Here is a 21,127-nt window from a genome sequence, read left to right as displayed (position 1 = left end):
TGCCAGTACGTTCCTTGTGCCGCCTCTTTACTTGCCCAGTGACACCACACCTCCTGTGGGCCCACCCAGGGATCTTGAAGTTCACCCTGTGCCGGCGGCCGGCTTGGCGAAATCAGCCTTGGCGGTCGAGCTACGCTGGGCGCCTTCGTCGAAGATTGCATCCAGCGAATGACGGAGATCCTTCATCAATTCGTTCTGGCGCGCGAGCGCCGCGATGCGCCGCTCATAGTTCAGGATCGACTTCGTCAGCTCGCTGACCTCGGAGGATCTGCTGGAGGAGGCCGCCCCATTTTCCATCGCCTCGACTAGGAAGGCCGCGTTGGTGGCCGTTGTCCGGTAGCGATTCTCAAGGCCGTTTTTCTCCGCCTCGACCTCGGCTGCGATCTGGTCAAGCAGCTTTGCCAGGCGGTCAATGCGCGAGATGTCGGTCTGCCTGTCTCGAGCCGGATCCCTTGATCTGAAGCCAAATATCGAGGCCATGCGCTCAGTTTCCTGTCATAGCCGGCCTAAGGCTATCCCTGTGCCCGTCCGGGCCAAAAAAGTCTTGTCGCATCGTCCAGCTCCTCTGACAGGGGGACATTTTCGGGCCGATTCAAACAGCCAATCAAAATTGCTGCACCGCAACATACATGCCATCCCCAAAGCGAGTAGGCAACCAACTAGTGCGGCGAATCGGAAATTCACATCACTTTGGAGCAGGGTAAGGACCTGTTGACATGATCGGCATGGCGCCGGTTGCGGACAGCTCAAGTCTCGGCGACCGGGCTGGTTGCGGCCATGAGAAAGCGCAGCGGCGGCACAGGCTGCTTCGAGGCAAAGCCGGCGCGGCGAAACAGCGCATCCAGCTTGTCGGCGGCCACGCCGCGAAGGATGGGGATGAGGTTGGATTGGCTGGCCAGGGCGTAGGCCGCAGCCGATGTCAGCCCCTGCTCGTTCTTCACGTCGAGGAAGTTTCGCAACCGATATTTGTCGCGGACCTGCCGTTCGTGCCTTCTGAGCACGGCCTTAGAACCTTCCGGCAAACTGTCGATCGCCAGCAGCGCCAGATCCGCGTCTGCCAGACGCTTGAGATCCTGCGTCTTGTGCTGACCGCTCAGCGAATCCGCGCGAACGATGGCGCCATAGCCGCAGGACCTGATGACTTTGAAGCGCGCCCCGCAAGCAACCGCGCGCGCGTAGAGTTCATAGTCTTCGCCCAGCCGCAGGTTTTCGTCATAACGCAGCCCATGCCGGTCGAGAAACGCGCGGCTGATCACCGGTTTGAGGAAGCCCAACTCACCTCTCCGCACACGGCGACTGGAAATATTGCCTTCGATGAAACGCTCGAAATCGAGAAATTCCGGATCGGCCGAAAACCGCGGAGCGGTGATTTTCGAGACGTCGGTGACCGCATCATCCCTGATCATCATGATGTTGTCCGCAGCGAAATCCCAATCGGCGCTGGCGAACAATTCGCGAAATCTGCCCTCGAGAAAAAAATCGTCGGCGTCCAGAACGCTGATGAACGGCGATTTGGAGCTGGCGATCGCGGCGTTGCGGGCGAAGGAGGGACCGCCGTTGACGTCGAGCCGGATGACGGAAAGCTTGCCGCTGCCATCGTCGGCCGCCCGAGCGACTTTCGCGGTGTCGTCGGTGGAGGCGTCATCGACGACGACGACTTCCGCCACCTCCGGCTCGCGCAATGCCGATCCGATGGCAACCGGGATTGTCCGCGCCGCGTTGCGGGCAGCGATGACCACGCAGACCTGGGGTTCCGTCACCAATTCGCCTCTCGACTGCACCGTAGCTCCGATTTCCTCGCTGGGTCGCGTTGAATGGCCAATGCAGCTCTCGTCCTCACTGACTGTCCGGTCGTTTAAAAAGCGCCAGCCAGCGCTTATGCTGCAATGCGAAGCAAAGCATCGTCAAAATCATTCGCCCCGTCCAGTCTTTCCTGTCGGTATCTCATGGCGCAATCGATGGGCGGTGAAATGCCCGCGGACAGACGGAACGCGTCGCAAACCGTCCCTGCTCATTCTGGATGGAGCCGTCAGCGCACTCGAATCGCTGATCACCAAGTCGACAGAATTTAGGCCATACTAGGGGTCGAGGCTGAAGGGAAAATCCGGAAGCCGGTTGTCACGGATGCTTCGGGCGAGCAGTCCGCCGGGAATCCGGCCGACGCTACCTACCGTCCGGTCAGTGGAGGCTTCTCCTTGCACTGAACTTCTCGCCATCGGCCGCTTCGGTCACACTCAGCATTCGTTCCGCATCGCGATTCCTATCAGCCGACGTCGGGGTATTTCTGGCAACCATGACGAAAAGCAGCAGAAAGTAGCCCAGCTGGATGACAATGGCGCAGGCTATAGCGCGAAAAAGCGTTGTGCCAAGCGAAGCGCCGTCGAGATAAGACCAGGCGACCACGATCGCCAGAGCGAAAATCATGCCGACAATGAATTTTGGTAGCGACATACCCGACAGCCCGTCAACCTGCCCGGGCAAATATCGTTGACCCACCCCGAGCCTCCCTTCGACATGCGAGCTTGTTGAGGCCACTCGCTTTCTTTGGCCGGTTGCTTCCGGCCTTCCCACGCTGTCCATACTCTGACAGAAACAATTTGCAACTCTATTAAGGTGGGCAATAGCGGGCGAGGCCAACGGCAAATTATTTTGGATAAGTTCGCGGGATCGACTCTGCCATGTTGCGATGCACACATCGGGTGGCACGACCAATCTCCCGGTATGGACTCACATCAGTAAGAGCCACAATATTAATCAGTATTTTACTTTAAAATCCCTCTATATTTTACAAATCTACAGAGCGATAATGCTCAAGGACGAGGCACAAAGAGGGAATCGCCCAAAATCAGCCTCAAAAAGGCACTAGATTTTTCAAGGTTGCCCATAATTTGTCACAAACTCGCCACAAAGGCCAAAATTTGAGCAGGATCGGTTTATCATTTAGTCAATTCATGACGTGATTATTTCAGGCGCTCAAGGAATTGTGTGTTGCGATGCAGCATTTTTTTGATATTGTGTGGTAAACCATCCGTTCAACGTATGGAGTTTACGCATGAGGGACGTAGCCAAGCCGGCCAACGCGGATTTTTCGCAGGCCGGTATCGACTTTCCACCAATCGGCGGCCTGCTCAAACGCAGCTTCGATATTGCCGGTTCACTGATTGGCCTGGTTGCTCTCAGTCCGCTGTTTGTGATGGTCGCGCTGCTTGTCAAATTATCCGACGGCGGGCCGATTTTCTACGGTCACAGCCGGATCGGTCGGGGAGGACGGATTTTCCCGTGCCTCAAGTTTCGCACCATGGTTCAGGATGGCGAACGGGTGCTGGCGGCATATCTTGCCGCCAACCCGGAAGCCAACGCCGAATGGGTAGCCACCCGCAAGCTCAAGAACGATCCGCGCGTCACGCGCGTCGGGACCGTGCTGAGGAAGCTCAGCCTCGATGAGCTGCCGCAGATCATCAACATCCTTCAGGGTGACATGAGCCTTGTCGGGCCTCGCCCCGTCGTGCGCGACGAGCTTGAGATCTACGGCAGTTCGGCCGTCTATTACCTGAAATCGCGCCCCGGCCTGACCGGGCTCTGGCAGGTCAGCGGCCGCAACGACGTTTCCTATGACAGCCGCGTCGCATTCGATCGCCACTATGTCGAAAACTGGTCGCTGTTCGAGGATATTCGCATCATCATCAAGACCGTGCCTGCCGTCTGGATGTCGCGGGGCTGCTACTGACCGGCCGGGAGCCGGTTCTGTGTGGAGGAGTGACAGTCCAGGCGCCAAACATTCTGCAGCAAGTTTCATCGGGCGGGGCTAAAACGGATCGGAAAACGTTCAGTTGAAAACAAATATCTTCGAAATCTCCTGCGCCGGCATTGTTAGCAATCGCATGCGGCGGATGCGGCTTATGACCACTTGCCTCGCGCTGGCGCTCACCATTCCCCAACTCGCCGTCGCCGATGAGTACCGCCTTGGATCGCAGGACAAGCTGACCATCCGCGTGGCCGAATGGCAGACCGTGGAAGGCACGTTCCGCGACTGGACGGCCGTCAACGGAGAATACACGGTCGGCCCGTCTGGAACATTGTCGGTGCCGTTCGTCGGCGAAATGCCGGCATCCGGCAAAACCACATCCGAGATCGCGGCAGCGATCAGCCAGGCGCTCCAGCGCAAGCTCGCTTTGGCGGACCGGCCGGAAGCCTCCGTCGAAATGGCGCAGTACAGGCCGTTCTACATTTCCGGGGAGGTCCAGACGCCCGGCCAGTATCCTTACGTGCCCGGCCTGACCGTCCTGAGGGCGATGAGCATCGCGGGTGGCCTCCGGCGGGTCCCCGAAGGACAGCGGTACGACCGCGACATGATCAATGCCAAGGGCGATTTTGACGTTCTCGAAGACCAACGGGTCCGGCTGATCGTCAGGCGCGCGCGCATCGAAGCGGAGATGGCGGACAAGCCGACATTCGACGTGCCGAAGGAGGTGGCCGACGATCCGAAGGTGGCAAGCGTCGTTGCGGACGAGATGGCAATCCTGACGGCTGATCAAAAGAAGCTCAAACTGCGCCTTCAGGCGCTCGACGATTTGAAGAAGCTGCTGCAGAGCGAGATCGATTCGCTGCAGAAAAAGATCGTCAACCAGCAGCGGCAGGTCGACTTGGCAAAGGAACAGCTCAGCGGCATCGGCTCGCTGGCGCAGAAAGGCCTTGTCGTCAACACGCGGGTTCTGACTTCGCAACAAACGATCGCCGACCTGGAAGGCCAGATCCTGGATTACGACACGGCCATCCTTACCGCCAAGCAGTCGATCAGCAAGGCCAATCAGGATGCCATCGACCTGGAAAACACTCAGAATGCGAGCCTCGCCGCCGACCGGCAACAGGTAGAAGCCGATCTCAGTGCGACGATGCTCAAGATGAACATGCAAACCGGCCTGATGGCCGAAGCCATGGCGGGGGACCCGGCGTTGCAACGCTATCGCGACGGCGAAGAGCCAACGATGTCGTTTGCCCTGGTTCGGGTGGCCGACGGCAAGACCAGCGAAATCGCCGCCAGCGAAGACACGCCCGTGCTGCCCGGGGACGTGATCAAGGTGAAGCTGGCGCCAATGGCTAGCCAATAGGCCTTCGAGCGATCGAATACCAAAACGTCAGCTGACGCTCAAAGGGAGCGTCATGCCAAGGCCGTCCGCATAGATGCACGCTCCTCAGCGAGGAGCGGCTATCCGCGGGGAAGCGTCGTTGTGATCACCAAAAGTGCACCCCACGAAGCCTGGTTGCAGGAAATCCAGCCCGATAATTCGCGAAAGTGTGGCGCCCCAGATTACATTCGTTTTTGATGCCAACTTTAACAGCCGAATATCAAGGCGACGTTCAGCGCTTTGCTTAGCCCTTTGCGGTTTCTGGTTCGGCCAGGTCGGCCGCAGTCCACCGAGGACGGGCGACAGGCACCCTCACCAACTTGAAGTAGCTGTAATACAGGAGGAAGGAGCCCATGATATAGGGGTTGAGGGTCTCGACCTCGACGAAGGACCGGATGAACAGAAGCACCATCACGCCGGCAAGAATCACAGACTCGGCTTGCCATGTCCTGAATATCAACGCCGATATGTGGCCCCACAGCGTGCGCACGATGATCAGCGAAATCAGCGTCGCCCCGACATAGCCAAGTTCGACGACGGCTTCGATATAGGTGTTGTGGAAGTGGAAGCCGCTTCGGGCCGTGATGTAGAATTCGTTCCAAAGCCGCTCGGCCTCGGCGAAACCCTGCACCCAATAGGCCGCATAGCCGACGCCGAGGATCGGCGCTTGCTGCGCCGCATCCCAGCCCTGCTCCCAGAGATAGGTCCGTCCGGTGAGCGTAGAATCCTTTCCGAAGACGCCAAGGACGAAATCCAAAAGTCCCGCAAAGGCAACCGCGGTCACCGCGACCAGCCCGCATGCGCCGACCAGAAAAATCACCCTTCGATAGCGGAGCGAAAGCTTCTTCGCCATGGCAAGCAGAGCGACCAGAGCGAGAACTGCCGGTATCGAAGCCATCGAGGTGGCTGAATGCGAAATGACCAGTAGATAGGCCGACAGGACGAGAACGGGCGCCGTCAAGAGAAGGCTGATCCGGCCGCGCCTGAGAAAGGCCAGGAAGACAACGCAAAAATAGATGCCAAGGGACGCGACAAAGCCGATCTGGTTCTTAGAGCTGAATGCGCCAGTGAAATTATACGTCCCGTCGAGGACATCATAGGAATAACCCCCAACCATAAGCGAATAGAGCAGGACGAGAAAAATCCCGATCAGCGAGCCTATCGTCAACGTCCGGACGCTGACGGTGCGCGCGGCGATATAGGCGCAGGCGATATGGGAGCAATACTGGATTGCCGTCCGCAACGTGATGCCTGGGGCATCCGACCAGAAAAACGAGAGGCAGACGTAGACTGCAAACGCCAGCGGCAGCCACGCGCTGGAGGCATGTCGCAACAGCCTCCGGTAGTCTACCAGGATGAGGGGAAGCCAGACCGCATAATAGGCCAGGATCAAGATCTGGCCGAAAACGAAGGAGTAGGAGAACGCCCAAATGGATATGGCAACAGCAAATGTGCCATAGACCGTGCTCTTCTCCGGGTCGACCAACAGAGATTTTGGAATCTTCATCTCGGTAGCGAATTCCCGTCCATGCAGTTCAATGCCAATTCGCCGCCGCGCCATGCGCGAACGCGTTCATTGTGCAGTGCAATATAGCCCATCCCCTACAGCCTGTCACCCAAATGAGGCAAAAACAGCCATAAGGCGCCCCCCCCCGGGAGGGCGATAAGAGAGGAACTCTCGTTGCGGGAGCGGAAACTCGTCCAGTTGATCCCCACCGGCCATCCGCTCGCAAACAGCGCCCCAGCATCACGGTCGGCCGGTCAAGAGCCATCGCCGCCGGATTTATGAGAAGCTCGGCATCGCCACCGCGAATTGTCTTTGCAGTTCTTCCACCACCGGCCCGAGAAGGTGTAGCCAAAGGCCGCGTCGTTGAAGCGGCTGCTCCTGGCTCACCATGAACCCGTTCGGAGACTCCAGACTCCGGCTTGAACTTCTCCTCCGTTGACTTCACATTCGCCGCCGATTGGGAGGACGAGCACATGACGATGAGTTTTGCGGGACGGTTTGCCGGACGATCGGCCTTGATCACCGGTGGCGCCTCAGGCATCGGCCTGGCTGTCGCGCAAAGAATCGTTGAAGAGGGCGGACGCGTTTGCGTCTGGGATCGCGACTCCAGCCAGATCGAGCAGGCCAAGGCTGTCATTGCCGACTTGCACGGCGTGACTGTCGACGTCGCCGATCCCGTGGCGGTCGAACAGACCGCCCGGCAGACGATCGATGCCCTTGGCGCGGTCGATATCCTGGTCACCAGTGCGGCCATCACCGGACCGAACATGACGACCTGGGACTATTCGGTGGAGGATTGGCGCCGGGTCATCGACATCAACATCAACGGCGTCTTCTTCTGCAACAAGGCGCTTGTTCCGCACATGCTCGAGCGCAATTACGGGAGGATCGTCAACATCGCCTCGATCGCCGGCAAAGAGGGAAACCCGAATGCCTCAGCCTACAGCGCGTCAAAGGCGGCGGTGATCGGCCTGACCAAGTCGTTGGGCAAGGAACTGGCCAAGACCAAGGTGACGGTGAACTGCGTCACGCCGGCGGCGGTGCGCACCGCGATCTTCCAGCAGATGAGCCAGCAGCACATCGATTTCATGTTGTCGAAGATACCGATGGCGCGGTTTGGCGAGGTCGAGGAGGTGGCGGCGCTGATCTCGTGGATCGCTTCCGAGGAATGCTCCTTCACGACGGCCGCCGTTTTCGACGTTTCCGGCGGCCGGGCCACCTATTGAAGCAAGTCGGGCGATTTACCGCCAGGACCGCCAGACTGGAGTTCACGTCGTTTGCTTAGGGTCGAACCTCCACTGTCCGACGAAGACCTGCTCGACCGCTTCCAATGCGCGGCCTTCGGCTATTTTCTGGAAAGCGTGAATCCGGAAAACGGGCTGGTCGCCGACACCTCGCGGCCAGATTGGCCGGCAAGCATCGCGGTCGTCGGCTTCGCGTTGTCCTGCTATCCGGTCGGGGTCGAGCGAGGCTGGATGACACGCGACGCAGCCGCGAAGCTGACGCTTGCCGCACTGCGCTTCTTCTGGAACAGCCGGCAAGGCAATGGCGACGACGTCAGCGGCCACAAAGGCTTTTACTACCACTTCCTCGATATGCGGACCGGCCTGCGCGCCTGGCGATGCGAGTTGTCGGTGGTGGACACGGCGCTGCTGATCGCCGGCGTGCTCGTGGCTGGCGCCTATTTCACAGGCGACACTGACGACGAAGCCGAAATTCGCGACCTGGCGGAAATGCTCTATCGGCGCGTCGACTGGCGATGGATGCAAGGCAGCAGTCCGACCTTGCGACAGGGCTGGAAGCCGAACAGCGGTTTTCTGCGTTATGGCTGGGAAGGCTACAACGAAGCGACGATCCTCTACGTCCTGGCGATGGCCGCCCCCGACAAGCCAGCCTCGGACAACAGCTATGCCGGCTGGACGGCGACATATCAGTGGGAAAACATCTACGGCTACGACGTGCTCTACGGCGGCCCGCTGTTCATGCACCAGTTCTCGCATGCCTGGATCGACTTCGACGGCATTCGGGACGCGTTCATGAGGGAGAAGAACTCGGACTATTTCGAAAACAGCCGCCGCGCGACCTACCTTCACCGGGACTATGCGCGGCACAACCCCTCCGGCTACGACGGTTACGGCGAAGGACTTTGGGGTCTCTCGGCGGGTGACGGACCCGGCAAATTCCGCGCGCGGATCGAGCGGCGGCCGCGGAAATTTTCCGGCTATGCGGCGCGCGGCGCACCGTTCGGCCCCGACGATGGAACGATAGCGCCGTGGTCGTATCTCGCATCGCTGCCCTTCGCGCCGGAAATCTGCCTGCCGGCGCTGCGCCATCTCAGAGAACGCCACCCTGAGGTGGTCGACGGTTTCAGGATGCCGAGCGGCTTCAACCCGACGCTGGCGAACCGGCGGACGTTCGGGCCGAGCGGCTGGATATCGGATGCGCATTACGGACTGGACCAGGGCATCGTCGTGCTGATGATCGAAAACCACCGCTCGCGCCTGATCTGGGACCTGATGCGGTCGAGCCCGCATATCCGTCGCGGCCTGAGCAAGGCCGGGTTCAGCGGCGGCTGGCTGTCGCAGCCGGCGAGCCCTCCCAAGGACCCTGCTGAATGACGGCTGCTGCCCAGCTGTTGCTGTCGTGTCGGGCACGAAGACGTTCGCCCTCCCAGCAACTCGCGCTTGCTGGGAGGGACGTTCGATTCCGTCCGGCTAGATTTACTTAGCCGGCGAACGTGTAGGCGGTCTTTACCGTAGTGTAGAATTCCGCTGCGTAGCGGCCTTGCTCGCGCGGGCCGTAGCTCGATCCTTTGCGGCCGCCGAAAGGCACGTGGAAGTCGACGCCCGCCGTCGGCAGATTGACCATCACCATGCCGGCCTCCGAGTTGCGCTTGAAATGCGTGGCGTGCTTGAGGCTCGACGTGCAGATGCCCGACGTCAGCCCGAACGGCGTGTCGTTGGCCACCGCCAACGCCTCGTCATAGTCCTTGACACGGATGACGTTGGCGACCGGTCCGAAAATCTCCTCGCGTGAAATGCGCATGGCGTTGGTGGCTTGCGTAAACAGCGCCGGCTGCAGGTAAAAGCCGCGGGTGTCGCGATCGAGCCGCTCGCCACCGAATGCGAGATCGGCGCCTTCCTGGCGACCGATAGCGATATAGTCTTCGTCCTGTTTCAACTGGCTCTGGTCGACCACCGGTCCGACCTGGGTTTTCGAATCGAGAGCGTCGCCTACGACCAGCTTGCCCAGGCGATCCTTCATAGCGTCCACGAAGCGGTCATGGATGCCATCCGTCACCACCAGGCGGGACGATGCCGTGCAGCGCTGGCCGGTCGAGAAGTATGCGCCATTGATCGCACAGTCGACGGCGACGGCAAGATCTGCATCGTCGAGCACGACAAGCGGGTTCTTACCACCCATTTCGAGCTGGAACTTGCGCATGTGCTCAACGCTGGCGCCAGCGACGCGCTTGCCGGTGCCGACCGAGCCGGTGAAGGTGATGGCATTGAGGTCAGGGCTGTCGAGCATGGCCTGGCCGACCACCGAACCCTTGCCCATGACGAGGTTGAGCACGCCCTTCGGCAGGCCAGCGCGGTGCAGGATATCGACAATGGTCCAGGCGCTCTCCGGAACCAGCTCGGCCGGCTTGAAGACGATGGTGTTGCCATAGGCCAGGGCAGGAGCGATCTTCCACGCCGGGATTGCGATCGGGAAGTTCCACGGCGTTATGATGCCGACAACGCCGACCGCCTCCCGCGTGATCTCGACACCGACGCCGGGCCGCACGCTTGGAACCTGCTCGCCAGACAGGCGCAGCGTCTCACCAGCAAAGAAATCGAAGATCTGGGCGGCCCGCACGGTCTCGCCAATGCCCTCGACCAGCGTCTTACCTTCTTCGCGCGCCAGCGCCCGGCCGATTTCATCTTTACGCGCGGTGATCTCGTCCGACGCCTTCCTCAGCACCGCATGGCGTGCCAGCAGGCCCGATCGGGACCATGCCGGAAATGCCGCTTTCGCCGCCGCGATGGCCTGCCGGGCCTGCTCGGCGTCCCCCGACGCATATTCGCCGACCACGTCGTCGAGATTGGACGGGTTGATGTTGCGGGAGCCGGCATCGCCCACCCACTCGCCATCGATGAGGTTCTTACGAATCGGGATCATGTCGCTATCTTCCTTGTCGTCCTTCGATTGCCGTCTATCTGGACCACCGGCCGCCACACCGCAAGGCCGCCGGCGGCAAAGTTCTCCTCCTCGACCGGCATGTGCTAAGCAGGTTTCGGAAAAGTGTCTCACGGTTTTCCGACAAAAACCTGCGACAAACAAAAACCTAAGCAGGCGAAGCCCCGCAAGCCTGCTTAGGTGTCGAGGTGGTAAAACATGATTCTTGAAGGTGCGACGCGGATCGCATCAGGAGGAAACTGCCATGTCCGACAGCGCGTTGCCGCTGGTGATCAGCGCGCCCGAGCCACGCACGCTCGACCTGATTTTCACGCCCGACGCACTGGTGAGATTCCGCGCCAAATACCGTATCGTCGAGACGTCGCCCGAAGCCGTCGCGGCCCTGCCGGCCGATGTGCTCGCCGAGGCGCGCTACATTGTCGGCCAGCCGCCGATCGCGCCGGAGACGCTCGACAAGATGCAAGCCCTGCGCTGCGTCTTCAATGTCGAGAGCAACCTCATCAACAACATGCCGTATGAAACGCTGTTTTCGCGCGGCATTCATGTCGTCACCACCGGCTTGGTGTTCGCCGAGCCCGTTGCTGAGCTCGGCCTTGCCATGGCGCTCAACCTCGCCCGCGACATCGTCGACGCCGACCTCGCCTTTCGGCAGGGCAAGGAACTGTGGGGCGGCGACGGCAACCGGACGGCGCGGCTTCTCTCCGGCGCGGATGTCGGTATCATCGGCTTTGGCGATCTCGGCCGTGCGCTCAACCGGCTGCTGTCAGGCTTTCGCACGCGGACCAAGGTCTTCGATCCGTGGCTGCCGCCGTCGATCCTCATCGAGAACGGCGTCGAGCCGGCTACCCTCGACACGGTTCTGTCGACCAGCGATTTCGTCTTCGTCGTCGCTTCGGTCACCAGCGAAAACCAGGGATTTCTTGGCGCTGACGCCTTTGCCAGAATGCGCAAGGGAGCCGCTTTCATCCTGCTCAGCCGTGCCGGCGTGGTCGATTTTCCGGCGCTGATGGACGCCGTTCGCAGCGGTCACATCGTCGCCGCCAGCGACGTGTTTCCGGAGGAGCCGCTGGCACAGGATCATCCCGTACGCTCGCTGCCCGGCTTCCTGCGCTCCGCCCATCGGGCCGGCGCGCTCGACATCGCCTTCAAGCGCATGGGGGCCATGGTGCTGGAAGACATGGACCTGATCGACCGTGGCCTGCCGCCGATGCGGTCGAAGCGGGCCGAACGCGAAACCGTTTCGCGTATGCGTTCGAAGCCGGTCGACAAGAACTGAGCCGTCAAGCCAGCGCCTGCGCGGGTTTCTCAGATGGTGAACGACCAGAACAGGTAGGCCAGCGTCGCTGCGGCGAAGACGACGAAGAACAGGCTTCTCAGCAGGATGTTGCGGCGCAGCTCGTTCATGAAGAGGTGGCAGCCGACGATGGCGACGACAAACAGGAAGCGCCAGTTCAGCAGCGCCGGCAAGATGTTGCCCCGATCGAAAGCCCATCTGGCGGCCAGGCAGCCAATGATGGCCGCGAACAACACGATGACTGTCCAGAAGATCGCATCCGCGGCGTTCGTCAGGACGACGCTGGCGGCTCTGATCGGCAGGATCATCATCAGCAGCGCGCTGAAGAAATAGACTGATGCAAGCGGGATGAATGTCCCAGCATCGGCGACGTCGTCCAGGCGTTTTGCGCCGATCGCACCATAGGGATAGCCATGCCTGGCCACTGCCAGGCTGAGAGCCATCAGCAAGGCCGTCAGTATGGCCATCAATGCGAATGAAGTGAGGGCTTTGCTCATAAGGGTCCCGTTCGGAACGAATCGAATAAGGACGTTGGTAGCCCATGGTTTGTAAATTGCTGGTAAGCGGCGAGGCTCGGTGTGACCGAGCTTCTCGACGGCCTCACTCCGCCGCTTGAAGCCGTCGCGCCTCGATGATGGTCCTGATCTCGGCGCGGCAGGAGCCGCAATTGGTGCCGGCATGCAAAGCCGCGCCGATCGCCTCGACGCTTACGCAGCCGCCGCGCACCGCTTCCGCGATCTGATTGGCGCCAACCCCGAAACAAGAGCATACGATAGCGCCACGGTCGACGCGATTGCCGCCCGGCCGCCCGGCCACGATCGCCAGCCGCTCGCGCCGATCGGCATGGTCCGCACCCAACTGCTCCACCGCCCAGCTGCGCGACACCGCGACCGGTTTGGGCGCCAGATAGAGCGCGCCAGCCAGCCGGCTGCCGGCGAAGCGGGCAAAGCGATAGTGCCCGCCGGCGACGTCATGATAGGCGAGCGTCTCGCCTAGCGCGTCCGCGCCAAAAAGCGAGGCTGCGAAAGCCGTCCAGTCCCGCCCAGCTTCCAGCGCAAGTTCGAGGCGCCAGCCGGCGGCGCAGCGGGCGAGGCTCCAATAATCGGCGTCGACCGAGGCCGGCCGTTCGGCAAGCACCGCGAAGCCGAAGGCGGCGGCAGCAAAGCGTTCGACGCGGGCGGCAATATTCTTCAAGGCCGGCTGGCCCGAAATCGCATCGGTGATGGGCGCCACCAGCGCATCAACGCGAGCGCGCGCTGAGAACTGGTCCGTCCAGTGCATCGGTACGAAGATCGAGCCTTGCCGCTGCCGCGCTGTCACCAACGCGCGAACCAGCACCTCACCGAGCACAGTCGAGACGCGCACGATGTCGGCATCGCCGATGCCGTAGTGCTGCGCATCCTCCGGGTGGATTTCGACGAAGGGCTCGGCCAGGTGCTGGGACAGCCGCGGGCTCTTGCCGGTCCGTGTCATGGTGTGCCAGTGATCGCGAACGCGGCCGGTGTTGAGGACGAGCGGGAATTTTTCGTTCGTGCGGGTTTGCGGAACTGGACGGATCGGGATGAAGCGCGCTTTGCCATCGGGTGTGTAGAAGTTGCCGTTAGCGAAGAAGCGGCTGCTGGGTGAGGCACGTCTTGCCTGAACGCCCAAGTCTTTCTCACTTTCAGCCTGAGCTCCCCCCTCTGGCCTGCCGGCCATCTCCCCCGCAAGGGGGGAGATTGGCAGCTTTGGCGCCGGCTCTCCCCTTGCAGCGTTGGAGATTAGCGAAGGCCGTGGTGATAGCCGATCTCCCCCCTTGCTGGGGAGATGGCCGGTAGGCCAGAGGGGGGTGCCTGGGCTCGGCGCTGGCCACTGGAAAGGCGCCAAATCCTCGTAGTCCTCAGCATCAATGTCGCCATAGGCGCCGATATCAAAATCCCGCGCGTCGTCATTCTCGAATGCCGACAGCGCGGCGTGCTCGGCGAAGATACCGGCCGGCGACGCATGCGAAAACCCTTCGCCAAAACCCATCCGCTTGGCCACTTCGGCGATGATCCACCAGTCGGCTCGTGCCTCGCCGGGTACCGGCAAAAAGGCGCGCTGGCGCGAGATGCGGCGCTCCGAATTGGTTACGCTGCCGTCCTTCTCGCCCCATGCGGCGGCGGGCAGCCGGACATGGGCGTGGCGGACCGTGTCGGTCATGGCCAGCACGTCCGACACTACGACAAACGGGCAGGCCCTGATCGCCGCTTCGACGGCATCGGCATCCGGCATCGAATCGACCGGGTTGGTCGCCATGATCCACAGCGCCTTGATGCGCCCGTCAGCCACCGCCTGGAACATCTCGACCGCCTTCAGACCGGGTCTTTCGGCGACGGTCGGCGCGCTCCAGAAACGCTGCACGCGGTCGCGATGTTCGGGGTTTTCGATCTCCATATGGGCGGCCAGCATGTTGGCCAGGCCGCCAACCTCGCGACCGCCCATGGCGTTGGGCTGGCCGGTCACTGAAAAGGGCCCGGCGCCGGGCCTGCCGATGCGGCCGGTGGCGAGATGACAGTTGATGATGGCATTGACCTTGTCGGTGCCCGACGACGACTGGTTCACGCCCTGGCTGTAGACGGTCACCGTCTTGGCCGTCGCGGCAAACAGGCTATAGAAGCGGACAAGCTCGTCCTCGCCGAGGCCCGTGGCAGCGGCAATGCCGGCAAGGTCGAGCGCCGAAGCGGCGGCAATCGCGCCGTCAAAGCCCGTCGTGTGTGCTGCGATATAGGCGTGATCCAGTATGGCCTGTTCACCAAGATAGGCGAGCAGGCCGGTGAACAGCGCGACGTCGCCATCGGGCGCGATCGCCAGATGCATGTCGGCAATGTCTGCAGTCATGGTGCGGCGCGGATCGATCAGCACCACCTTCATCTCGGGCCGCTTTTCCCGGGCCGCGGCAATGCGCTGGTAAAGCACCGGATGGCACCAGGCGAGATTGGAGCCGACCAGCACGACCAGGTCGGCGAGCTCCAAATCCTCGTAGCTGCCTGGCACTGTGTCGGAGCCGAATGCGCGACGGTGGCCGGCAACCGACGAGGCCATGCACAGGCGCGAATTGGTGTCGATATTGGCCGAGCCGATGAAGCCTTTCATCAGCTTGTTGGCGACATAATAATCCTCGGTCAGCAACTGGCCGGAGACGTAGAAGGCGACCGAATCGGGGCCGTGCTCGGCAATGGTTTGGGAGAAGGTCGAGGCGACGAGGTCGAGCGCTTCGTCCCAGCCGGTGCGGTGACCGTGGATCTCCGGATAGAGCAACCTGCCGTCGAGGTCGATCGTCTCGGCAAGCGCCGAGCCCTTGGAGCAGAGCCGGCCGAAATTCGCCGGATGGTCAGGGTCGCCGCGAACGGTTACCTCACCGTCCGCGGCGACCTTCGCAAGCACGCCGCAACCTACCCCGCAATAGGGGCAGGTGGTCCTCACCTCGCGCGCTTCATCGATCTTCATGATTCAGGCAGCGCGGCTGGCCAGCGCTTCCAGCGCAATGAACAGACGCTCGCCCTCGACCCGCACCGGAACGGTGCGCACCGCACCTTCGTCGGCACCGAGCGCCTTGCCGGTCTCCAACGAGATCACCCAATTGTGCAGGGGACAGGTGACCGCCGCGCCGTGGACGATGCCCTGCGAGAGCGGTCCGCCCTTATGCGGACAATGGTCGTCGATAGCGAAGACCTGATCGTCTGCCGTGCGGAAGACGGCGATCTTGCCTTGGGGCGTGGCGACGCAGCGCGCGCCGCGGCGTGGAATGTCTGATATCGAGCCGATTGATACCCAGTTCATCATGATCACTCCGCCGCCTGCGCGAATCCGACCGAAGCCATCGGCCGGAATTCGTGCTTGTCCTTGCCGGAAACACGTTCCGACCACGGATCGACCTGTGCGAATTTTTGCGAAAAGACGAAGCGGTCGAAATACGCCTTGCGCTTCTCGCCATCATCCATGATCTGGCGCTTGATTTCGGCGATGCCGATGCGCTTGGCCCATTTGTAAATGCGCTCGAGATAGCGGCCCTGTTCGCGATACATCTGCGTCAGCGCCACGATGTGCTCCAGCGCCTCATCCTCGGTCTTGACCAGGCCGAGCACCTCGGTGCCCTTGATGTCGAGGCCGGCGGCACCGGCGAAATGAATCTCGTAGCCCGAATCGACGCAGATCACGCCGACATCCTTGCAGGTTGCCTCCGCACAGTTCCTCGGGCAGCCCGACACCGCCATCTTGACCTTGGCGGGCGTCCACGAACCCCACATGAATTTCTCGATACGGACACCGAACCCTGTCGAATCCTGCGTGCCGAAGCGGCACCAGTCCGAACCGACGCAAGTCTTTACCGTGCGCAGTCCCTTGGCATAGGCGTGGCCGGAGACGAAGCCGGCCTGACCGAGATCGGCCCACACCGCCGGCAGGTCCTCCTTGCGGATGCCGAGCATGTCGATGCGCTGGCCGCCGGTGACCTTGACCATAGGGATCTCGAACTTGTCGACAACATCGGCGATGGCGCGCAGTTCGGCGGCATTGGTGACGCCGCCCCACATGCGCGGCACCACCGAATAGGTCCCGTCCTTCTGGATGTTGGCGTGGACGCGCTCGTTAATGAAGCGCGACTGGTAGTCGTCGGCATACTCGTCCGGCCAGTCGCAGACGAGATAGTAGTTGAGCGCCGGCCGGCATTTGGCGCAGCCGCAGGAGGTCTTCCATTCCAGCTCCTGCATGACGGCGGGGATGGTCTTCAGGCTCTTCGCCTTGATCAGCCGGCGGACCTCGTCGTGGCCGAGCGTGGTGCAGCCGCACATCGGTTGCACGGCCGCCGGATTGTATTTGTCGCCGATGGTCAGCACCATCAGCTTTTCGACCAGCCCGGTGCAGGAGCCGCAGGAAGCGGACGCCTTGGTGTGGGCACGCACGTCGTCCAGCGACGTCAGGCCCTTCCCCGTAATCGCGCCAGTGATCTTTCCCTTGCAAACGCCGTTACAGCCGCAGATTTCCGCATCATCCGGCAAGGCTGCAACGGCCGCCATAGGGTCCAGGGAGGCGCCTCCCTGGTAGGACTGGCCGAAGATAAGCGTGTCACGCATTTCCGATATGTCTGTCTGCTTCTTCTTGAGGTCATTGAACCAGGCACCGTCGGCCGTCTCGCCGTAGAGCACGGTGCCGATGATGCGGTCATCCCTGAGCACCAGGCGCTTGTAGACGCCGGCGGCGGCATCGCGCAGCACGATCTCGTGGCGGTCCTCGCCCTCGGCAAAGTCGCCGAGCGAGAACAGCTCGATGCCGGTAACCTTGAGCTTGGTCGGCGTGTCCGAATGGACGAAAGCGGCGGCCTCGTCGCCGGCCAACTGGCTGGCGGCGACACGCGCCATCTCATAGAGCGGTGCGACCAGGCCGTAGACCATGCCGTTGACCTCGGCGCATTCGCCCAGCGCGAAGATGTCGGGGTCGTTGCTGCGCATGCCGGCATCGACGACGATGCCGCGATTGACGGCAATACCGGCCTCTTTGGCGAGAGCGGCGTTCGGCCTTATGCCGACCGCCATCACCACCAGCGTCGCCGGGATGATGGTGCCGTCGGCGAGTTCCACCTGCTCGACCTTGCCGTTGCCCGTGATCGCCTGGGTGTTGGCCTTGGTGATGACTTTGATGCCGCGCTGCTCGACAGCGCGCTGCAGCAGATAGCCGGCGGCTGGATCGAGCTGGCGCTCCATCAGCGTCGGCATGACATGCAGCACGGTGACGTCCATGCCTTGCGAGTTCAAGCCTGCTGCCGCCTCCAGCCCGAGCAGACCGCCGCCGATAACCACGGCCTTGGCCCGTGACTGCGCGGCCAGCATCATAGCCCGAACGTCGTCGAGATCGCGATAGGTCAGCACGCCGGGCAGATCATGGCCGGGCACCGGGATTATAAACGGCACCGAACCGGTGGCGATGACGAGCTTGTCGTAGGGCTCAGTCACGCCATGATCGGAGGTGACGGTCTTTGCCTGCCGGTCGATGGCGACGATCTTGTGGCCCTTGTAGAGCGTGATCCCGTGCTTGATGTACCAGCCATCGCCATGGATGATGATCTCCTCATAATCCTTTTCGCCTGACAGAACCGGCGACAGCATGATGCGGTCGTAGTTCACGCGCGGCTCGGCGTTGAAGATGGTGACCTGGTAGAGGTCCGGCGCCTTTTCCAGCAGGTGCTCCAGCATGCGCCCGGGGGCCATGCCGTTGCCGATGATGACGAGTTTTTCGGTCATGTCCTGATCCACTCCGGTCTCACTCAGCCGCGTAGGAAAGGCCTGAAGCTTCGGCGGCGGCCGCGCGCTCCATCCGCCGGATACTGAAGCGCATCCAGGCAAAGCAGGTGGCGACGATGACGAAGAGCAGCATGAAGCAGCTCGACCAGACGCCGGTGAGGTCGTTGAGTGCGCCGAAGGCGATTGGCAGGATAAAGCCGCCGAGCCCGCCAATCATGCCGACAACGCCGCCGACCGCGCCGACACTCTGCGGGTAGTAAGCCGGAATGTGCTTGTAGACGGCGGCCTTGCCAAGGCTCATGAAGAAGCCGAGCACGCAGGCAACGGCTATGAAGGCGAGCGGGCCGATCTCGAAATGGAAGGCGATCGGCCCGCTGATGCCGTGCACGACGTAGTCTGCCGAGGGGAGAGACAGAACGAGAGTCGCGACGGCACTGACAGCGAAGGTCCAGTAGAGCACGGTGCGGGCGCCGATCCGGTCGGAAAGCACGCCACCATAGGCGCGGAAAATACTTGCCGGAATTGAATAGGCCGCACCGATCATGCCGGCGGTCGCAAGCCCGAAGCCGTAGACGCCGATCAGGTAGCGGGGCAGCCACAGCGACAGCGCGACGAATGCACCGAAGGCGAAGAAATAATAGAAGGCGAAGCGCCAGACCTGCAGGTTCTTGAGCGGCGCGAATTCCTGCAAGAAGCTTCTCGCGGGCGCTGCCTTGCTGGCGCGGCGCTCGCGGATGACCGGATCGTCGCTGGTCGTGAACCAGAAGACGGCGGCCATGACGACGAGTGCTGCCGCCCAGATCAGCGCGACTGATTGCCAGCCCAAGGAGAGAAGCACGAACGGTGCCAGGAACTTGGTGACCGCGGCGCCGACATTGCCGACACCGAAAATGCCAAGCGCCGTGCCCTGCTTGCCGGCCGGGAAGAAGCGCGAGACATAGGCGACACCGACGGCGAAGGAACCGCCGGCGAGCCCAACGCCTAGCGCGGCGACCAGCATCTGTCCGTAGGTGTGCGCAAAAGCGAGCAGGAAGGTCGCGACCGCCGCCGCGAGCATGGTCGCGGTGTATACCAGCCGTCCGCCAAAACGGTCGGTCCAGACACCGAGCACCATGCGCACGAGCGAACCGGTGAGGATCGGCGTGCCGACCAGCAGGCCGAACTCCGTCTCGTTCAGCCCAAGGTCCTGCTTTATGCGCACGCCGATGATTGAGAAGATCGTCCACACCGCGAAGCAGACGGTGAAGGCGATGGTGGACATCACAAGCGCCTGCCGGGGAGCATTGTCCTGGCTGGGCGTGGCTGGGAGATTTGCGGTCAACGTCTGGCTCCGGTTTGCGGCGTGGGAGGCACCGCAGATGGTTGTGGGTGAATGATCAGCGGCGCGGCATCGGTGCGTGCAACGAGACCGGGCTCGCCACGGTCAGGTCTTTGCTTTCCGTCTTGGCGCCGACAGGAAACAGCAGGAGCGCGGCGGTGAACAGCGCCGCCGTCAGCGCGCTGCTGGCCAGAAAATCGCGGCGCGTGAAGTCCGCGAGGGACGCGCCAGTTCCGATCGGTTTCGTCATCGTCATCTCCGGTTGGGCGCCGCTTGGGACCAGCGCCGTCGATCGCGTAAAAACAAAAAAGCCACCGGTCAGGTCTTTGCGCGTCCGTCCATCCGGGATCGCGTATTGACCTGAGCGGCAGCTTTGCCTGTGGCGCCCGCCATTGGACGCCGTGTCACTTGGCCCTTGCGGACCTACATTCTGAAAAGCAGGAAGCGTGCCAATTCGACAGCGCTCCAGATTATCGAATGAAATCAAGCCGCGCGATTTTTGACCAAGCCCGGCAGCGGATCAAAGATTAGTCATAATGCCTTGCACAGCAGCGTAATATTTGTGCAATGCGGTAGATTGCCCATTGCCGATGCAGATTGCTAATTGTAGATGATGACGCGTTTTTCGGTCATGGCCTTACTCCGCGGCTTCGACGAAGCGGTGGCGTTCGTAGAGGAACTTCAGCACCGCCTCGCGGCAGCGCAGAAAGGTCCGGTCGGAGGACAGCTCGACGCGGTGGCGCGGCCTGGCCAGCGGCACGGCAAGCACCTCGCCGATGGTCGCCGCCGGACCGTTGGTCATCATGACGATGCGATCGGACAACAGCACCGCCTCGTCGACATCGTGGGTGATCATGATCGTCGTCGAGCCAAGCCTCGAATGGATATCCATCACCGCATCCTGCAGATGCGCGCGCGTCAGCGCGTCAAGCGCGCCGAAGGGCTCGTCGAGCAACAGGATCTTCGGCTCCATGGCCAGCGCGCGGGCGATGCCGACGCGCTGCTTCATGCCGCCCGATATTTCGGCGGGCCGCTTGTCCTTGGCATGCGCCATCTGCACGAGGTCGAGATTGCGCATGATCCAGTCGTGCCGTTCGGCCCGGCTCCTGGTGCGGCCGAACACCTTCGACACCGCCAGGTTGATGTTTTCGTAGACGGTGAGCCATGGCAGCAGGCTGTGGTTCTGGAACACCACGGCGCGTTCAGGACCGGGGCTGTCGACCTCCTTGTCTTCGAGCAGGACCGCCCCGGCGGACACTTTCGTCAGCCCGGCGATCAGGTTGAGCAAGGTCGACTTCCCGCAGCCGGAATGGCCGATGATCGAGACGAATTCGCCCTTGTCGATGGTCAGCCGGATGTCATTCAGCACCTCGCTGACCTGGCCGCCGCGGGTGAAGGATTTGTCGATATGGTCGAGTTTCAGATAGGCCGTCATTGCCCTCT

17 protein-coding genes are annotated in these 21,127 nt (G+C 61.9%); 5 read left to right on the top strand and 12 right to left on the bottom strand.

Annotated elements, in window-relative coordinates:
- Positions 1 to 81: 81 nt before the first annotated feature.
- The 3 genes from NKH36_RS01830 to NKH36_RS01820 form a co-directional block, all read right to left on the bottom strand.
- Positions 82 to 480, bottom strand: a complete 399-nt coding sequence (locus tag NKH36_RS01830; RefSeq protein WP_352958397.1) for a hypothetical protein — start codon at positions 478 to 480, stop codon at positions 82 to 84.
- Between the two features lie 266 nt (positions 481 to 746).
- Entirely contained in the window at positions 747 to 1,760 is a 1,014-nt protein-coding gene (locus NKH36_RS01825) for a glycosyltransferase family 2 protein (protein WP_352958396.1), read from the bottom strand.
- Between the two features lie 418 nt (positions 1,761 to 2,178).
- Entirely contained in the window at positions 2,179 to 2,535 is a 357-nt protein-coding gene (locus tag NKH36_RS01820; protein WP_352958395.1) for an exopolysaccharide production repressor protein, read from the bottom strand.
- Between the two features lie 517 nt (positions 2,536 to 3,052).
- Between NKH36_RS01820 and NKH36_RS01815 the strand changes: the two genes are divergently transcribed.
- Together NKH36_RS01815 and NKH36_RS01810 are read left to right on the top strand one after the other, a co-directional pair.
- On the top strand, positions 3,053 to 3,727 hold the full coding sequence (locus NKH36_RS01815; protein ID WP_352958393.1) for a sugar transferase: 675 nt from the start codon (positions 3,053 to 3,055) through the stop codon (positions 3,725 to 3,727).
- A gap of 172 nt (positions 3,728 to 3,899) precedes the next feature.
- Complete coding sequence (locus tag NKH36_RS01810; protein ID WP_352958391.1) at positions 3,900 to 5,108, top strand: polysaccharide biosynthesis/export family protein; 1,209 nt, start codon at positions 3,900 to 3,902, stop codon at positions 5,106 to 5,108.
- A gap of 262 nt (positions 5,109 to 5,370) precedes the next feature.
- On the opposite strand, the gene NKH36_RS01805 is transcribed toward NKH36_RS01810, so the two are convergent.
- Complete coding sequence (locus NKH36_RS01805) at positions 5,371 to 6,633, bottom strand: O-antigen ligase family protein (protein WP_352958390.1); 1,263 nt, start codon at positions 6,631 to 6,633, stop codon at positions 5,371 to 5,373.
- A gap of 473 nt (positions 6,634 to 7,106) precedes the next feature.
- Here NKH36_RS01805 and NKH36_RS01800 point away from each other — a divergent pair, with 473 nt between their 5' ends.
- Together NKH36_RS01800 and NKH36_RS01795 are read left to right on the top strand one after the other, a co-directional pair.
- Entirely contained in the window at positions 7,107 to 7,859 is a 753-nt protein-coding gene (locus NKH36_RS01800) for an SDR family NAD(P)-dependent oxidoreductase (protein ID WP_352958388.1), read from the top strand.
- Between the two features lie 51 nt (positions 7,860 to 7,910).
- Positions 7,911 to 9,251 carry a glucoamylase family protein gene (locus NKH36_RS01795; RefSeq protein WP_352958386.1) on the top strand — a complete coding sequence of 447 codons (1,341 nt, stop codon included), beginning with the start codon at positions 7,911 to 7,913 and terminating at the stop codon, positions 9,249 to 9,251.
- A 106-nt stretch (positions 9,252 to 9,357) separates the two neighbouring features.
- Here NKH36_RS01795 and NKH36_RS01790 read toward each other — a convergent pair whose 3' ends face one another.
- Positions 9,358 to 10,797, bottom strand: a complete 1,440-nt coding sequence (locus tag NKH36_RS01790; protein ID WP_502911940.1) for an aldehyde dehydrogenase family protein — start codon at positions 10,795 to 10,797, stop codon at positions 9,358 to 9,360.
- A 262-nt stretch (positions 10,798 to 11,059) separates the two neighbouring features.
- Here NKH36_RS01790 and NKH36_RS01785 point away from each other — a divergent pair, with 262 nt between their 5' ends.
- Positions 11,060 to 12,091, top strand: coding sequence for a hydroxyacid dehydrogenase (locus NKH36_RS01785; RefSeq protein WP_352958384.1), 1,032 nt, complete (start codon positions 11,060 to 11,062; stop codon positions 12,089 to 12,091).
- 29 nt (positions 12,092 to 12,120) lie between these two features.
- On the opposite strand, the gene NKH36_RS01780 is transcribed toward NKH36_RS01785, so the two are convergent.
- From NKH36_RS01780 to NKH36_RS01750, 7 genes are all read right to left on the bottom strand, one after another.
- The gene (locus NKH36_RS01780) at positions 12,121 to 12,606 is read right to left on the bottom strand and encodes a hypothetical protein (protein ID WP_352958383.1); all 486 of its coding nucleotides are present in this window, start codon (positions 12,604 to 12,606) and stop codon (positions 12,121 to 12,123) included.
- 103 nt (positions 12,607 to 12,709) lie between these two features.
- Positions 12,710 to 15,577 carry a nitrate reductase gene (locus NKH36_RS01775; RefSeq protein ID WP_352959814.1) on the bottom strand — a complete coding sequence of 956 codons (2,868 nt, stop codon included), beginning with the start codon at positions 15,575 to 15,577 and terminating at the stop codon, positions 12,710 to 12,712.
- A 3-nt stretch (positions 15,578 to 15,580) separates the two neighbouring features.
- Positions 15,581 to 15,916 carry a nitrite reductase small subunit NirD gene (gene nirD / locus NKH36_RS01770; protein WP_352958461.1) on the bottom strand — a complete coding sequence of 112 codons (336 nt, stop codon included), beginning with the start codon at positions 15,914 to 15,916 and terminating at the stop codon, positions 15,581 to 15,583.
- On the bottom strand, positions 15,916 to 18,366 hold the full coding sequence (nirB, locus tag NKH36_RS01765; RefSeq protein ID WP_352958381.1) for a nitrite reductase large subunit NirB: 2,451 nt from the start codon (positions 18,364 to 18,366) through the stop codon (positions 15,916 to 15,918). The genes nirD and nirB overlap by 1 nt, the downstream gene beginning before the upstream one ends.
- Before the next feature lie 19 nt (positions 18,367 to 18,385).
- Positions 18,386 to 19,627: an MFS transporter gene (locus NKH36_RS01760; protein WP_352958460.1), complete on the bottom strand. Its 1,242-nt coding sequence runs from the start codon at positions 19,625 to 19,627 to the stop codon at positions 18,386 to 18,388.
- 115 nt (positions 19,628 to 19,742) lie between these two features.
- Positions 19,743 to 19,934, bottom strand: a complete 192-nt coding sequence (locus tag NKH36_RS01755; RefSeq protein WP_352958380.1) for a hypothetical protein — start codon at positions 19,932 to 19,934, stop codon at positions 19,743 to 19,745.
- Positions 19,935 to 20,321: 387 nt separating this feature from the next.
- On the bottom strand, positions 20,322 to 21,119 hold the full coding sequence (locus NKH36_RS01750; RefSeq protein ID WP_352958379.1) for an ABC transporter ATP-binding protein: 798 nt from the start codon (positions 21,117 to 21,119) through the stop codon (positions 20,322 to 20,324).
- Positions 21,120 to 21,127 lie beyond the last annotated feature (8 nt).

This window comes from Mesorhizobium sp. M1312 (genome assembly GCF_040318115.1).
Taxonomy (GTDB): Bacteria; Pseudomonadota; Alphaproteobacteria; order Rhizobiales; family Rhizobiaceae; genus Mesorhizobium.
The sequence above is the reverse complement of the archived record's forward strand: the minus strand, read 5'-3'. Positions and strand labels throughout refer to the sequence as shown.

What these genes read in the sequence shown, in the direction of transcription:
- NKH36_RS01815 (WP_352958393.1), top strand. Translation starts at nt 3,053, where the DNA reads ATGAGGGACGTAGCCAAGCCGGCCAACGCGGATTTTTCGCAGGCCGGT.
- NKH36_RS01775 (WP_352959814.1), bottom strand. Translation starts at nt 15,577, where the DNA reads ATGAAGATCGATGAAGCGCGCGAGGTGAGGACCACCTGCCCCTATTGC.
- NKH36_RS01790 (WP_502911940.1), bottom strand. Translation starts at nt 10,797, where the DNA reads ATGATCCCGATTCGTAAGAACCTCATCGATGGCGAGTGGGTGGGCGAT.
- NKH36_RS01780 (WP_352958383.1), bottom strand. Translation starts at nt 12,606, where the DNA reads ATGAGCAAAGCCCTCACTTCATTCGCATTGATGGCCATACTGACGGCC.
- NKH36_RS01805 (WP_352958390.1), bottom strand. Translation starts at nt 6,633, where the DNA reads ATGAAGATTCCAAAATCTCTGTTGGTCGACCCGGAGAAGAGCACGGTC.
- NKH36_RS01830 (WP_352958397.1), bottom strand. Translation starts at nt 480, where the DNA reads ATGGCCTCGATATTTGGCTTCAGATCAAGGGATCCGGCTCGAGACAGG.
- nirB (WP_352958381.1), bottom strand. Translation starts at nt 18,366, where the DNA reads ATGACCGAAAAACTCGTCATCATCGGCAACGGCATGGCCCCCGGGCGC.
- NKH36_RS01800 (WP_352958388.1), top strand. Translation starts at nt 7,107, where the DNA reads ATGACGATGAGTTTTGCGGGACGGTTTGCCGGACGATCGGCCTTGATC.
- NKH36_RS01785 (WP_352958384.1), top strand. Translation starts at nt 11,060, where the DNA reads ATGTCCGACAGCGCGTTGCCGCTGGTGATCAGCGCGCCCGAGCCACGC.
- NKH36_RS01750 (WP_352958379.1), bottom strand. Translation starts at nt 21,119, where the DNA reads ATGACGGCCTATCTGAAACTCGACCATATCGACAAATCCTTCACCCGC.
- NKH36_RS01755 (WP_352958380.1), bottom strand. Translation starts at nt 19,934, where the DNA reads ATGACGAAACCGATCGGAACTGGCGCGTCCCTCGCGGACTTCACGCGC.
- NKH36_RS01810 (WP_352958391.1), top strand. Translation starts at nt 3,900, where the DNA reads ATGACCACTTGCCTCGCGCTGGCGCTCACCATTCCCCAACTCGCCGTC.
- NKH36_RS01760 (WP_352958460.1), bottom strand. Translation starts at nt 19,627, where the DNA reads ATGTCCACCATCGCCTTCACCGTCTGCTTCGCGGTGTGGACGATCTTC.